Annotated in this window: 11 protein-coding genes and 1 riboswitch; all 11 genes read left to right on the forward strand. The window is 42.4% G+C overall.

Annotation, left to right across the window (positions count from 1 at the left end):
- The first annotated feature begins 1 nt into the window (after window position 1).
- The 11 genes from purM to IGJ28_RS09940 all read left to right on the forward strand — a co-directional run bounded on the left by purM (window position 2) and on the right by IGJ28_RS09940 (window position 15,451).
- Window positions 2–1,048, forward strand: coding sequence for a phosphoribosylformylglycinamidine cyclo-ligase (purM, locus tag IGJ28_RS09890; protein WP_252711869.1), 1,047 nt, complete (start codon window positions 2–4; stop codon window positions 1,046–1,048).
- Entirely contained in the window at window positions 1,045–1,626 is a 582-nt protein-coding gene (gene purN / locus IGJ28_RS09895) for a phosphoribosylglycinamide formyltransferase (RefSeq protein ID WP_021150959.1), read from the forward strand. Before purM ends, purN begins: the two co-directional genes overlap by 4 nt.
- Entirely contained in the window at window positions 1,623–3,161 is a 1,539-nt protein-coding gene (purH, locus tag IGJ28_RS09900) for a bifunctional phosphoribosylaminoimidazolecarboxamide formyltransferase/IMP cyclohydrolase (protein WP_252711871.1), read from the forward strand. Before purN ends, purH begins: the two co-directional genes overlap by 4 nt.
- Window positions 3,162–3,186: 25 nt before the next feature.
- Complete coding sequence (gene purD, locus IGJ28_RS09905; protein WP_003127208.1) at window positions 3,187–4,440, forward strand: phosphoribosylamine--glycine ligase; 1,254 nt, start codon at window positions 3,187–3,189, stop codon at window positions 4,438–4,440.
- A 136-nt stretch (window positions 4,441–4,576) separates the two neighbouring features.
- Window positions 4,577–5,491 carry an aldo/keto reductase gene (locus IGJ28_RS09910; RefSeq protein ID WP_003127209.1) on the forward strand — a complete coding sequence of 305 codons (915 nt, stop codon included), beginning with the start codon at window positions 4,577–4,579 and terminating at the stop codon, window positions 5,489–5,491.
- 209 nt (window positions 5,492–5,700) lie between these two features.
- Window positions 5,701–6,678, forward strand: a complete 978-nt coding sequence (gene guaC / locus IGJ28_RS09915) for a GMP reductase (RefSeq protein WP_003127210.1) — start codon at window positions 5,701–5,703, stop codon at window positions 6,676–6,678.
- Window positions 6,679–7,007: 329 nt separating this feature from the next.
- Window positions 7,008–8,138, forward strand: a complete 1,131-nt coding sequence (gene wecB / locus IGJ28_RS09920; RefSeq protein ID WP_081131368.1) for a non-hydrolyzing UDP-N-acetylglucosamine 2-epimerase — start codon at window positions 7,008–7,010, stop codon at window positions 8,136–8,138.
- A gap of 92 nt (window positions 8,139–8,230) precedes the next feature.
- A riboswitch (M-box (ykoK) riboswitch) is annotated at window positions 8,231–8,401 on the forward strand.
- A 269-nt stretch (window positions 8,402–8,670) separates the two neighbouring features.
- On the forward strand, window positions 8,671–11,262 hold the full coding sequence (gene mgtA, locus IGJ28_RS09925) for a magnesium-translocating P-type ATPase (RefSeq protein WP_438845351.1): 2,592 nt from the start codon (window positions 8,671–8,673) through the stop codon (window positions 11,260–11,262).
- A 433-nt stretch (window positions 11,263–11,695) separates the two neighbouring features.
- Window positions 11,696–12,805 carry a pyruvate dehydrogenase (acetyl-transferring) E1 component subunit alpha gene (gene pdhA / locus IGJ28_RS09930; protein ID WP_003127214.1) on the forward strand — a complete coding sequence of 370 codons (1,110 nt, stop codon included), beginning with the start codon at window positions 11,696–11,698 and terminating at the stop codon, window positions 12,803–12,805.
- 2 nt (window positions 12,806–12,807) lie between these two features.
- Window positions 12,808–13,785: an alpha-ketoacid dehydrogenase subunit beta gene (locus IGJ28_RS09935; protein WP_003127215.1), complete on the forward strand. Its 978-nt coding sequence runs from the start codon at window positions 12,808–12,810 to the stop codon at window positions 13,783–13,785.
- A gap of 25 nt (window positions 13,786–13,810) precedes the next feature.
- Window positions 13,811–15,451, forward strand: a complete 1,641-nt coding sequence (locus IGJ28_RS09940; RefSeq protein ID WP_041120264.1) for a dihydrolipoyllysine-residue acetyltransferase — start codon at window positions 13,811–13,813, stop codon at window positions 15,449–15,451.
- The last annotated feature ends 7 nt before the right edge of the window (window positions 15,452–15,458 follow it).

Raw genomic sequence — 15,458 nt, forward strand, 5'->3', positions numbered from 1 at the left:
AGTGGCAAATGCTTATGCAAAGGCTGGTGTTGATGTGAACGCCGGGTATGAAGTCGTTGATCGAATCAAAAAACATGTCAAAAGAACAGAACGGTTAGGTGTAATGGGTGCCATCGGTGGCTTTGGCGGCTGTTTTGACTTGTCAAACTATCCGCTGAAAGAACCAGTGCTGGTATCCGGTACTGATGGTGTAGGAACGAAATTATTAGTAGCGATCCAACAAAATCAACACCAAACGATTGGAATCGATTGTGTTGCGATGTGTGTCAATGATATTGTCGCTCAAGGAGCAGAACCGATCTATTTTTTGGATTATGTCGCAGTGGGCAAGAATGATCCCGAAAAAATCGAACAAATTATCGCCGGGGTTGCAGAGGGCTGCGCTCAGTCGGGAGCGGCTCTGATAGGCGGTGAGACAGCAGAAATGCCAGGGATGTACTCGGAAGAGGACTATGACTTGGCTGGTTTTGCGGTGGGAATTGTTGAAAAATCTCGTCTGATCACGGGAGCATCGATTGAACCGGGACATTTTCTGATCGGGCTGCCTGCTTCTGGTATCCATTCAAACGGGTATTCATTGGTTCGCAAGATCTTTTTTGAACAGCAAGGTTTTCAAATGGCAGAGAAGTTGCCGGAATTAGGCGGAAAAACTCTCGGAGAAGAATTGTTAACACCAACGAGAATCTACGTATCCGCTGTACTGCCGTTACTTGAAAAACAATTAATTGACGGTATCTCGCATATCACGGGTGGCGGCTTTATCGAGAATATTCCCCGGATGTTGCCGCCGCAGACAACAGCAGAAATCACACTGGGAACGTGGCCGCAACTGCCGATTTTTGAGGCTCTAGCTTCTTATGGAAAAATCCCGGCCCATGAAATGTATGAGATCTTCAATATGGGGATTGGGATGGTTCTTGCTGTTGCACCAGAGAAGAAAGAACAAGTGCTAGCTTTGTTAAACGAGCAGAATGAAGCAGCTTACGTTATTGGTAAAGTAACGGAGGCTCAAGAACATGCGGTTCTTTTACAAGGAGATCCGCTATGAGGATCGCTGTTTTTGCATCAGGAAACGGCAGTAATTTTACCGCAATTGCCGATGCGATTAGAGGAGAAGAACTCAAAGGGGCTACATTAGCGCTGCTGTTCTCAGATAATGCCGCCGCATTTGTCTTGGAACGGGCTAAAGACGCGGGGGTACCGACATTGCAGTTATCCCCGCAGAAATTTCCTTCGAAAGCAGCGTTCGAAGCCGCACTGTTGAACGAGTTGGCGGAACATTCGATTGAGCTGATCGTTTTGGCAGGCTATATGCGGATCGTTGGACCTACGTTGCTAGCCGCTTTTCCCAATAGAATCATCAATCTGCATCCCTCATTGCTGCCTAGTTTTCCTGGAAAATCCGGTATTGCCGATGCCTTTCATTATGGAGTGAAGGTGACTGGGATCACCATTCATTACGTTGACAGTGGTATCGATACGGGGCCGATCATTGCGCAAGAAGTGGTACGTATCGAATCGGAAGATACATTAGAAAGCTTAGAAGCAAAGATCCATCAATTAGAGCATCGAGTCTATCCAGCGGTCATAGCTGAAATCATTCATAAAGGAGACCATCAATCGTGAAAAAAAGAGCGTTGATCAGTGTGTCAGATAAACAAGGGATCGTATCTTTTGCCAAAAATTTAGTACAAAACGGCTACGAAATCATTTCGACAGGAGGAACAAAATCTGCTCTGGAAGCGGCTGGTCTTGAACCGATTGCGATAGAAACGGTCACAGGATTTCCCGAAATGATGGACGGACGTGTCAAAACATTGCATCCAAAGATCCACGGTGGTTTGCTGGGTCGCCGGGACCTGCCTGAACATTTAGCAGCAATGGAAAAACATGACATTGCGCCGATCAATCTGGTTGTTGTCAACCTTTATCCTTTTAAGGAAACGATTGCCCAAGCGGATGTGACAGAAGAGCAAGCCATTGAGAATATCGATATCGGTGGACCAAGCATGCTGCGCTCCGCTGCAAAAAACTTTGCTGCAGTGACAGTGATCGTTGATCCTAAAGATTATCCCCTCATTCTAGATGAATTGACGGAAACCGGTCAGACGCAGCTTGCCACGCGCAAACGCTTAGCGGCTAAAGTATTTTGCCATACAGCAGCTTATGACGCCTTGATCGCCGATTATTTGACAAAAGCAGTTGAAGAATCTGAACCGGAGAAGTTGACACTGACGTATGAATTGAAACAAACGTTGCGCTACGGAGAAAATAGCCATCAAACTGCTGCTTTTTATCAAGATGCATTGCCAGTTCCTTATTCGATCGCTAGTGCAAAACAACTTCACGGCAAAGAATTGTCCTACAACAACATCAAAGATGCGGATGCCGCTTTGCGAATCGCAAAAGAATTTACGGAACCCACTGCAGTCGCTCTTAAACATATGAATCCTTGTGGTATCGGAACAGCGACGACGATTTTTGACGCTTTTGAACGGGCATACGAAGCAGATCCAGTTTCGATTTTTGGAGGAATCATCGTATTGAATCGCCCCGTTGATGAAGCAACAGCTGCGGCACTGCATCAAATATTTCTTGAGATCGTGATTGCGCCTGCTTTTGAACCAGCGGCGCTGGATATTTTGACGAAGAAGAAAAACATTCGCTTGATGACGTTAGATTTTGTAGCAAATCCTGTCGAAACAGAAATGGTCTCTGTATTAGGTGGTTTATTAGTTCAAGAACAAGATACATTAGCAGAATCTCCTAAGGATTGGACGGTCGTAACGAAACGTCAGCCTAGCAAGAATGAGTTGGAAGCAATGGCTTTTGCTTGGAAAGCGGTAAAACATGTCAAATCAAATGCCATCGTTTTAGCGAACCAATATCAAACAGTTGGAATTGGTGCTGGCCAAATGAATCGCGTGGGTTCTGTAAAAATCGCCATTGAACAAGCTGCTGAAGCTGGAAAATTAACGGATGCAGTTTTAGCTAGCGATGCGTTCTTCCCAATGGATGATAGCGTGGAATATGCTGCAAAACGGGGAATCAAGGCAATCATTCAACCTGGAGGCAGTATTAAAGACCAAGCGTCTATCGAAATGGCAGATCAATACGGAGTAGCGATGATCTTTACTGGGGTTCGGCATTTTAGACATTAAAAGACATTAAATTCAGGAGGAGCAGATGAAGCTTTTAGTTATTGGTAGTGGTGGTAGGGAACATGCAATCGCCAAGAAATTACTCGCAGATCCGATCGTAGAAACAGTCTACTGCGCGAAAGGGAATCCGGGCATGGTCAGCGATGGTATTCAGGTAGTTGCTATCCCAGAAACAGACCATCAAAGCTTGATCGCGTTTGCAAAAGAGATGGCCATCGATTGGACCTTTGTAGGCCCTGAAGTTCCTTTGCTTAATGGCATCGTTGATGATTTCCAAGCTGCAGGATTGAACATTTTTGGCCCAAATAAAGCAGCGGCGATGATTGAAGGTTCGAAGGAATTTGCCAAAGAATTGATGGCAAAATATCAGATTCCAACCGCTGAATACCAGTCTTTTGTAGATAGTGAAAAAGCGAAAGCGTATATCCAAGAAAAAGGTGCCCCAATCGTAATCAAAGCAGACGGTTTAGCTGCTGGAAAAGGGGTCGTTGTCGCAGCAACAGTGGATCAGGCACTGGCTGCGGTAGAAGAAATGTTGGAAGAACAAAAATTTGGTCAAAGTGGTGCCAAAGTTGTGATCGAAGATTTTCTGGAAGGAGAAGAGTTTTCGCTGCTGGCTTTTGTTCATGAAGAGCAAGTTTATCCCATGGTGATTGCGCAAGATCATAAACGAGCGTTTGATGGGGATGAAGGACCGAATACTGGTGGAATGGGAGCTTACTCTCCTGTTCCGCAAATTCCTCAGTCAATGATCGATCAAGCAATCGAGACGGTTTTGATCCCGGCTGCTACAGGAATGATTGATCAAGGAACACCCTTTACGGGTATTTTATATGCGGGGCTGATTGCCACAGTTGAAGGACCTAAAGTGATTGAATTCAATGCTCGTTTTGGAGATCCAGAGACGCAAGTCGTTTTGAGTCGGCTAACGAGTGGGTTAGCTCAGATTATTGATGCATTGCTCAATGGAAGACAGCCGGAGATTACTTGGGATCAGCAGTTTTCTGTTGGTGTGGTCGTGGCGGCTGAAGGGTATCCAGAAACCTATCAACAGGGAATGATCATTCCGCAAAAAGCGGCTGAAGATGTTCAACTGTTTTATGCAGGGGTTGCTGAAAGAGCAGGAGAATTGGTGGCAGCAGGCGGGCGAGTATTTTTAGCGGAAGGGCAAGGTGCTTCTTTGGAGGAAGCGCAAAAGAAAGTTTACCAAGCGCTAGCAAAAATGCCTTTGAACAAGATGTTTTATCGAAAAGATATTGGTGCCAAAGCATTAAAGTAACCGTAACTTCTCTTTGGTTCCATCGTTTAAACAAAAGATCGCTGGTGAGAGAACAGCGATCTTTTTTTCTTAAAAAGAGGTAGCGTTTTCAAACGGATATGCTAAAATAGAAGAGCAAACAGAGGAGGAAAAATACGTGAAAAAAATTAAATTTGGTTCAACCGATTTAGAAGTTTCAAGTGTCATTTTGGGATTGATGCGAATCAATAATGCAAAAGATCCTGTAGCTGTACTGACGACAGCAATCGAGAATGGTATTACTTTCTTTGATCATGCAGATATCTATGGCGGTGGCGAATGCGAAAGTATTTTTGCAGATGCCCTTGCACAAACCGAATATAAAAGGGAAGATCTTTTCATTCAATCGAAATGTGGTATCGTCCCAGGGAAAATGTTCGATTTTTCGAAAGAACACATTATTAAATCCGTTGAAGGCAGTTTGAAACGCTTGAAAATGGATTATCTTGACGCGTTGCTGTTGCATCGCCCGGATACGTTAGTGGAGCCCGAAGAAGTCGCTGCTGCTTTCGACGAGCTGGAAAAAGCGGGAAAAGTTAAGTATTTTGGAGTCAGCAATCAAAATCCTGGTCAAATCGAATTGTTGAAAAAATATGTCTCTCAACCATTGCTGGCCAATCAATTGCAATTTGGCATCATGCATACTGGAATGATCGATCGAGGCATCCATGTCAATATGACGGATAGCGGCAGTGTCGATCATGATGGCGGCATTCTTGAGTATTCTCGGCTGAATGATATGACGATCCAAGCGTGGTCGCCATACCAATATGGATTCTTTGAAGGTGTCTTCATCGGAAATGAGAAATTCCCAGAACTGAATGCAAAACTGGAAGAATTGGCTGAGAAGTATCAAACGACTGCGACAGGAATCGCATCTGCTTGGATTCTACGGCACCCAGCAAATATGCAGGTGATCGCAGGCACGATGACGCCGCATCGTATCGAAGAGATCGCTAAGGCATCTACGATTGTATTGACACGCCAAGAATGGTATGAAGTATATTTGGCAGCTGGCAATATTTTACCTTAAAAAAAGAAGAAACCCTTTATTTAATGGAAACTATCTCAGGAATGTTCGTAAAAGACGAACATTCCTGTTGCTTTTTAAAAAAAAGATTCTAAAACACTTGTATTTATGAGTGAGCTGGTTTAAATTGTTGTGGGCATTAAAAATAGGCGACAGCCATTTGATGCTTGCTTCACTCTTATCAAGATTTGGAGGATATTTTTATGTTTGACATGAAAGTTTTTGATTACGAAGATATACAATTGATCCCTAATAAATGTATCGTGAATAGCCGTTCAGAATGTGATACGACGGTTACTTTAGGCAAACATTCATTTAAAATGCCGGTCGTTCCTGCAAATATGCAAACGATCATTGATGAATCAATCGCAGAATTTTTAGCTGAAAATGGCTATTTTTATATTATGCATCGCTTTGACGAAGCAGCCCGCATTCCTTTTATCAAAAAAATGAAGGAAAAAGGCCTGATCTCTTCGATCAGTGTCGGTGTCAAAGACTATGAGTATACTTTTGTCGAAACATTGGCTGCTGAAGGACTGGTGCCTGATTATATTACGATCGATATTGCCCATGGACATTCCAATGCTGTCATCAATATGATCCAACATATCAAAAAACATTTACCAGATGCTTTTGTGATCGCAGGGAACGTTGGTACACCTGAAGCGGTCCGAGAATTGGAAAATGCCGGCGCGGATGCAACGAAAGTCGGGATCGGACCAGGGAAAGTTTGTATCACTAAAATCAAAACTGGTTTTGGAACTGGTGGGTGGCAATTAGCTGCATTACGCTGGTGTGCAAAAGCAGCTCGCAAGCCGATTATCGCCGATGGGGGAATCCGCACCCATGGAGATATCGCAAAATCTGTTCGTTTTGGGGCAACGATGGTCATGATTGGTTCATTGTTTGCTGGACATGAAGAATCTCCCGGGGAAACAAAAGTCGAAAATGGTGTCGTTTTAAAAGAATACTTTGGCTCTGCTTCTGAATTCCAAAAAGGGGAAAAGAAAAACGTCGAAGGGAAAAAAATCTGGATCCCTTACAAAGGTTCTTTGAAAGATACTTTGGTTGAGATGCAGCAAGATCTACAATCATCGATCTCCTATGCCGGTGGCAAAGACCTCGAATCGATTCGAAAAGTTGATTATGTGATCGTGAAAAACTCGATTTTCAATGGCGATACAATTTAAGTTGATTCGGCTGTAGAATTGACAGTGGCATGAATAAAAGTTCGATCCAAAAGATTTCTTTGGTCTTACAGCAAGCGATAGGAAAACATTCTTATCACTTGCTGCTGAGGGCAACAAGTCTTTTGGTTTTTTTATTTTCAGCGCTGACCTTCTGCTTTTTGTGGAATCATCTCTATCGACTATTTGGTTTTTCTTAATCTTTCGTTATAATAGAAGAAATGATGAAAAAAACTAAAAAAATATTCTGAGCTAAAAGCGGATATTCAGTTGACTAAGTGAGTAAGAGCAATAACAATAAAGTAAACATGCAGAAAGAAGCAGGTGAGTGTTTGACTATCAAAGTAATGTCCGTTTTTGGGACAAGACCGGAAGCCATCAAGATGGCGCCTTTGGTAAAAGAATTAGAGGCTGATCCTCGATTTCAATCAATTGTCGTGGTGACAGCCCAACATCGCGAGATGTTAGATCAAGTATTAGAGGTTTTTGCGATCGAACCTGATTACGACTTGGATATCATGACATTGGGACAGACGTTGACCGGCATCACTACAAAAGTCTTGCTGGAATTAGAACCGATTCTCCACCAAGAAAAACCGTCAATTGTGCTTGTTCATGGTGACACAACAACGGCATATGCCGCAGCAACCGCAGCTTTTTACGCTCAGATCCCGATCGGTCATGTTGAAGCTGGTTTGCGGACGTGGAATAAACGATCACCCTATCCGGAAGAAGCCAACCGGCAACTCATCGATGTGCTAGCGGATCTTTACTTTGCTCCAACGCTTCAAAGTAAAGAAAATCTACTTGCGGAAAATCATGATCCAGAAGCCATCTTTGTCACTGGCAATACCGCGATTGATGCCATGCGCTACACTGTTTCTCAAGACTATCAGCATCCTACACTAACAGACAGAAAACAGCGAAAGATTTTGTTGACGATGCACCGCAGAGAGAATTTAGGTCAGCCGATGAAGAATGTTTTTCAGGCATTGGCTCGAATCGCAGGCGAGTTTCCAGAAGTCTCAGTCGTTTTTCCGATGCATAAAAATCCCAAAGTTCGAGAAATTGCTCAAGAAACTCTGGGTGCTTTAGAGAATGTTACATTGATTGAACCTTTAGATGTCATCGATTTTCACAATTTTGCCAACCAAAGCACATTGATTCTAACTGATTCCGGCGGTGTCCAGGAAGAAGCCCCTTCTCTCGGTGTTCCTGTATTGGTGTTGCGGGACACAACTGAACGTCCAGAAGGCATTGCGGCAGGAACGTTGAAATTGGTCGGTACAGGGGAAGAGGATGTGTATCAAGCAACGAAGCAGTTGTTGCAGGATCATGCTGCATATACCGCAATGGCGCATGCTGAAAATCCTTATGGTGATGGTAAAGCAAGTCAGCGAATCAAAGAAGTATTGGCTCAATATTACCGTCTGTCCGGAATGGCAGATCCTTCGATCCAATGATCCAAAAACTGAAAATGGAATTGAAAAATAACAAAAGTATTTTCACATAATGGTTGACCTATATAATTAGATAGACTATAGTGTGGATAGAAATAAATAATTGTTAGGTGAGGCTCCTATATGGACACAAGCTGCTGCCGCAAAAGTATCGAGAGATGCTTAGTTGGTAGGACAGGTCTAATCGTGAAGGTTAAACCCAAAGCAGCTGATAACGTCAAGTTATCTACGCCCTATAGTGCTAAAGCTCTACAATGATCATGAGTTTTTTACGCATGCTTATTGGGAGCATGCGTTTTTTTGTGTTAATGGTCACTGATGCCTTTATTTTAGCTGATACATATAGACCTTTATGAGGTGCTGCAAGACAATTGCTGACTGCCTTTATTTTTGACCAACACTTCTGCATGATCCAGAGTTTCTTGCTTGATAAACAGAGAGGAAGATGAACATGGAATACCCCAGTCCCCAGATGAACAATAAAAAGAATGCTAGGGGTAGCAAATGCAACTCCTAGTTATAGGAGGAAAAGAAGATGTTAAAAAAATTATCTAAAGATCAAGAATTAAAATTACTTGCACAACTTTCGGAAAGAGAGTTGCTGATGGAAATGCGGACTTCGTTTAATGGACTATCAAAAGAGGATGCAGCAGAACGTCTGGACGAATATGGACCAAACCAAGTAGATGCACAAAAACCAACACCTGCTTGGCTGATGTTTTTAAGTGCTTTCAAAGATCCTTTTGTATTAGTTTTGGCTTTGCTGATGGTCATTTCTTTTTTCACAGGTGATTATGAAGCAGTGGTCGTGATGGGAATCATGATCTTAGCAAGTGTTACGATCACATTCGTGCAAGAATATCGTTCGCAAAAAGCAAGTTTGGCCTTAAAAGAATTAATTGAAAATACATGTTCTGTCACTCGAGACGGCGAAACGATCGAGATTCCGATGGATGAAGTCGTACCAGGAGACATCGTGACATTGGCAACCGGGGATATGATTCCGGCAGATGCTATTTTGATTTGGACAAAAGATTTATTTATCAATCAATCTTCTCTGACCGGAGAATCTATGCCGGTGGAAAAATTTGTCGATGCTGGGATCAAAGATTCTAAAGAAACGATTTCCGCATTAGATATGCAAGATTTGGTTTTCATGGGAACGGATGTCCTTAGTGGACAAGGTAAAGCAATTATTTTAAAAACCGGTCAAAGTACTTTTTTTGGTGATATTGCCAAAAATGCAACGTCAAAACGAGGAAAGACTACTTTTGAGGATGGTTTGACGAAAGTCAGTAAATTGTTGCTGCGAATGGTAATGGTTTTGTTTCCCATCGTCTTTTTGATCAATGGATTGACAAAAGGCGACTGGGGAGAAGCCCTTTTCTTCGCAATCGCTGTAGCTGTTGGCTTGACTCCGGAAATGTTACCAATGATCGTCACAAGTAATTTGGCAAAAGGTGCCATGTCGTTAGCTAAAGAAAAAGTGATCGTCAAAGAATTGCCTTCGATTCAAAACTTGGGCAGTATGGACGTTTTATGTACGGATAAAACCGGCACGATCACTGAAGATCGCGTCGTATTAGTGCAGCATTTGAATCCGTTTGGTAAAGAAGACCAACAAGTGTTGGATATGACCTATTTGAATTCCTACTATCAAACAGGTTGGAAAAATTTGATGGATATTGCGGTATTGAACTACTTCGAAGATACAGAGCGCCAAGCGCCTTATCAAGAAGTCATCAAAGTGGATGAAATCCCCTTTGACTTTTCCCGCCGGCGTTTAACAGTGGTTGTCAAAGCAGATGGGCACCAGATCATGGTCACAAAAGGTGCTGCTGAGGAAATGGAGAAAGTCTGCAAATACGTGGAAGTCAACGGACAAGTTCTGGAATTGACAGATGAATTAAGAGAAAAACTTCGTGAGGTAAATCACCGCTTGAACAAACAGGGCATGCGTGTCCTAACAGTAGCAATCAAGCGAGATGCTCACGCAGAAGCCGTCTACACAGTTGAAGATGAACAAGATATGATCATGATCGGATTCATGGGCTTTTTAGACCCAGCGAAAGAGTCCGCAAAAACAGCTATTGCTTCATTACATGGTCATGGTGTCAACGTGAAAGTTTTGACTGGTGACAATGCGATCGTGGCGCAAAAGGTGTGTAAAGATGTGGGGATCGAAGTGAACGACTATCTTCTAGGGATAGACGTTGATCGTCTCTCTGATGAAGAATTGGCTGAAAAAGCAGAAGCGGTCAATCTATTTGCTAAGTTGAATCCTATGCAAAAGTCACGCATCATTCAGTCGCTGCAAGCCGATGGTCATACTGTCGGATTTATGGGAGATGGAATCAATGATGCGCCTGCACTACGGGCTGCTGATGTCGGTATTTCTGTAGATACGGCCGCAGACATTACCAAAGACGCAAGTTCGATCATTTTATTAGAAAAAAGCTTGAATGTGTTAGATAAAGGGGTCATTGAAGGCCGTAAAGTTTTCACAAACATGATGAAATACATCAAGATGACATTGAGTTCAAACTTTGGGAATGTTTTTTCGATCCTTGTCGCTAGTGCATTCTTGCCTTTCTTGCCAATGCTTTCTATTCAATTGCTGGTGCAAAATCTAGTCTATGATATGGCACAGTTGACTATTCCTTGGGATAATGTGGATGTGGAAGAACTAGAAAAACCAGTCAAGTGGCAAGTCAGAGGCTTATTGAAATTCACCGTAAGCATTGGACCAGTCAGCAGTATTTTTGATATCTTGACATTCTTCGTGATGTGGCATGTGTTCCAAGCAAATACCATTCAAGAACAAGCGCTGTTCCAAGCCGGCTGGTTCATGATCGGTCTTGTGACGCAAACATTAGTCGTGCATATGGTCCGGACGCGTAAACTGCCATTTTTCCAAAGTATCGCATCGCCAGCAGTCTTACTGTCAAGCGTTCTTGCGATTTTGGTAGGTTTCGGTATTATCTTGTCGTCGCTGCACACAGTCTTTGATTTTGCAGCGCTACCATCTTCTTACTGGCCATGGTTTGTCGGCATTATTCTTGCCCACCTGGTAAGCGTAGAAGTAGCTAAGAGAATCTATATCCATTATACAAAAGAGTGGATCTGAGAAAAGAAACGGATAGTCATAAAAGATTTTAACTTTTATGCTATCTGTTTCTTTTTTATTCTATTCTGTATTATTTTTTCTCATTATCAAAAAAAACTAATTTTACTAAGTCGGAACATTCACAAGGGAAAGTCCTCGAGGTGTTACGTTTCTGTTTAGTTAAAAGGCGAAGTCTGTACTATTCTTAAAAGAAAAAAAGAATTTAATAAGGAGCAAAGCAAGAAAGCGATTGCTTAAATGTGATTGTTTTCACTAATCGTTTCTTAAGAGTTGGTCTAATGGGAATCGTTTTATTAAAAAAAAATACCTTTTCACTTGTCTTATTCTCGTTTAAATGATAATTTATAGTAGTAAATGATTTTTCGATGATACAGATTTTATCCCTGTTACATTCGAAAGTGAATTTTTATATCAGAGAGGAAAGTGTGTCAAGATGGCAAAAAAACAAAAAGCACTTGATTTCCAAGCAATTTTGGAGCAAGTCAATGCAGATTTTCCAACTTATCAAGCATTAGATAAAGACGGAAAAATCGTAAATCCAGATTTAGTACCTGATCTAAGTGACGACGAATTAGTCGAGTTGATGACTCGCATGGTATGGTCCCGTGTATTAGACCAACGCTCTACTGCGTTAAACCGTCAAGGTCGTCTAGGTTTCTTCGCGCCAACAGCTGGTCAAGAAGCAAGTCAATTAGCAAGTCATTTTGCATTTGAAAAAGAAGATGTGCTTTTACCTGGTTACCGTGATGTCCCTCAATTGATCCAACACGGCCTTCCATTGAAAGAAGCGTTCTTATGGTCTCGCGGACACGTAGCTGGAAACCTTTATCCAGAAGACTTGCAAGCTTTACCACCACAAATCATTATCGGTGCGCAATACGTGCAAGCTGCTGGTGTAGCTCTTGGTCTGAAAAAGCGCAACAAGAAAAATGTTGTCTTCACTTATACAGGTGATGGCGGTTCTTCACAAGGGGACTTCTATGAAGCAATCAACTTTGCTGGTGCTTACCATGCAAACGCTGTATTCTACATCCAAAACAACGGTTTTGCGATTTCAACACCTCGTGAAGTTCAAAGTGCTGCGCCAACATTAGCTCAAAAAGCAGCTGCAGCTGGTATCCCAGGAATCCAAGTGGATGGTATGGATCCATTAGCAGTTTACACTGTCTCAAAAGCAGCTCGTGAATGGGCAGCAAATGGCAATGGACCAGTTTTGATTGAAACATTGACTTACCGTTATGGTCCACACACATTATCAGGGGATGACCCAACGCGTTACCGTTCAAAAGATATGGACAGCGAATGGCAACAAAAAGACCCATTGGTTCGCTTCCGTACGTACTTGACTGAAAAAGGACTATGGTCTGAAGAAAAAGAAGAACAAATCATTGAACAAACTAAAGAAGAAATCAAAGCTGCAATCGCTGAAGCTGACCGTGTACCTAAACAAAAAGTTTCAGATTTCTTGAAAAATATGTTTGAAGTACAACCTCAAAACATTAAAGAACAAATTGCAACTTACGAAGCGAAGGAGTCGAAATAGTCATGGCACAAAAAACAATGATTCAAGCAATTACAGATGCCTTAGCTGTTGAAATGGAAAACGACAAAGAAATTTTAGTCTTTGGTGAAGACGTCGGTAAAAACGGCGGGGTTTTCCGGGCAACAGAAGGTTTACAAGAAAAATTCGGTGAAGATCGTGTTTTCGATACCCCTCTTGCTGAATCTGGTATCGGCGGTTTAGCTTTTGGTTTAGCACTAGAAGGTTTCCGTCCAGTTCCAGAAATTCAATTCTTCGGATTCGTTTTTGAAACATTTGATGAAATCGTTGGACAAATGGCACGTACTCGCTACCGTATGGGCGGCACACGCAACTTGCCAATTACGATTCGTTCACCATTTGGTGGTGGTGTGCATACACCAGAATTGCACTCAGATAACTTGGAAGGATTGATTGCTCAATCACCAGGTATCCGTGTCGTGATTCCATCAAACCCATACGATGCAAAAGGATTGTTAATTGCTTCTATTCGCAGCAATGATCCTGTTGTTTTCTTAGAACATATGAAACTTTACCGTTCATTCCGTGAAGAAGTGCCAGAAGAAGCGTATGAAGTTCCATTGGATAAAGCAGCGGTGACTCGTGAAGGAACAGACGTATCGATCATCACTTATGGTGCAATGGTTCGTGAAGCAATCAAAGCAGCGGATAACTTAGCAAAAGAAAACATCAATGCTGAAATTATCGATTTGCGTACAGTTGCTCCTCTTGATGTGGAAACAATCATTAAATCTGTTGAAAAAACAGGTCGTGTGGTTGTTGTTCAAGAAGCTCAAAAACAAGCAGGCGTAGGCGCTCAAGTCGTTTCTGAAATTTCTGAACGTGCGGTTCTTTCATTAGAAGCACCAATTGGACGTGTATCTGCTCCAGATACAATCTTCCCATTCGGTCAAGCAGAAAATATCTGGTTGCCAAATGCTAAAGATATCGAAGACAAAGTGAAAGAAATCGTGAACTTTTAATAGTTGAAGAAGGGAAGAATAGAAAATGGCATTTCAATTTAAATTACCGGATATCGGTGAAGGGATCGCAGAAGGCGAAATCGTAAAATGGTTCGTTAAACCCGGCGATACCATCAATGAAGATGACACTTTATTGGAAGTTCAAAATGACAAATCAGTTGAAGAAATCCCATCTCCAGTCACAGGTACTGTAAAAAATATCCTTGTATCAGAAGGAACAGTTGCCAATGTTGGTGATGTATTAGTAGAAATCGATGCACCTGGCCATGAAGACAATGAAGGAGATGCAGGTGTGGCAGCGCAAGCCCAAACTCCTGCACAACCAGCTGCTGTTCCAACAACGGAATCTGCATCTGCTGGTTCTTCAGAAGGCGAAGGCGTATTCCAATTCAAATTACCAGATATCGGTGAAGGAATTGCAGAAGGCGAAATCGTAAAATGGTTCGTTAAAGCTGGCGACACCATCAATGAAGATGATACTTTATTGGAAGTTCAAAACGACAAATCAGTTGAAGAAATCCCATCCCCAGTCACAGGTACTGTAAAAAATATCCTTGTATCAGAAGGAACAGTTGCTAATGTTGGTGATGTATTAGTAGAAATCGATGCTCCAGGACACAACAGTGCACCAGCTGCTAGTTCTGCAGCGCCAACTGCAGCGCCAGAAAAAGTTGAAACTTCTGGCTCAGCAAGTGTCGTTGAAGCTGCTGATCCAAACAAACGTGTATTAGCAATGCCTTCTGTCCGTCAATTTGCTCGTGAAAAAGATGTCGACATCACACAAGTAACTGCAACTGGCAAAGGTGGCCGCGTGACAAAAGAAGACATTGAGAACTTCCTATCTGGTGGCGGAGCTTCAGCAACTGCAGAAGCAGCAGCTCCAGCAAAAGAAGAAGCGCAAGCACCAGCAGCTGAAAGCAAACCAGCAGCACCAGCTAAAGCCTTCAAGTCTAACTTGGGTGATTTAGAAGAACGTGTAGCATTAACTCCGACACGTAAAGCAATTGCGAAAGCAATGGTCAACAGCAAACATACAGCACCTCATGTAACATTGCATGATGAAGTAGAAGTAACAAATCTTTGGGATAATCGTAAGAAATTTAAAGAAGTTGCTGCTGCCAATGGCACAAAACTTACTTTCTTGCCATATGTTGTAAAAGCATTGACTGCTACAGTCAAAAAATTCCCTATCTTGAATGCTTCAATCGATGATGCAAAACAAGAAATTGTGTACAAAAACTACTACAATATCGGTATTGCTACGGATACGGATCATGGGTTATATGTACCAAATGTCAAAGATGCAGACCGCAAAGGAATGTTTGCTATCGCTGATGAAATCAACGAAAAAGCTAAACTTGCTCATGACGGCAAACTTTCTGCAGATGACATGCGCAACGGAACGATCACTATCAGTAACATTGGTTCTGTAGGAGGTGGCTGGTTCACACCAGTAATCAACTACCCTGAAGTAGCTATCTTGGGTGTTGGTACAATCGCGCAACAACCAATCGTCAATGCTGAGGGCGAAATCGTTGTCGGCCGCGTAATGAAACTTTCATTGAGCTTTGACCACCGAATCGTTGATGGTGCAACAGCGCAACAAGCAATGAATAATATCAAACGTCTATTAGCTGATCCAGAGCTATTAATGATGGAAGGATGATTAACAA

Source organism: Enterococcus sp. AZ091 (assembly GCF_051714805.1).
Classification (GTDB): domain Bacteria; phylum Bacillota; class Bacilli; order Lactobacillales; family Enterococcaceae; genus Enterococcus_D; species Enterococcus_D gallinarum.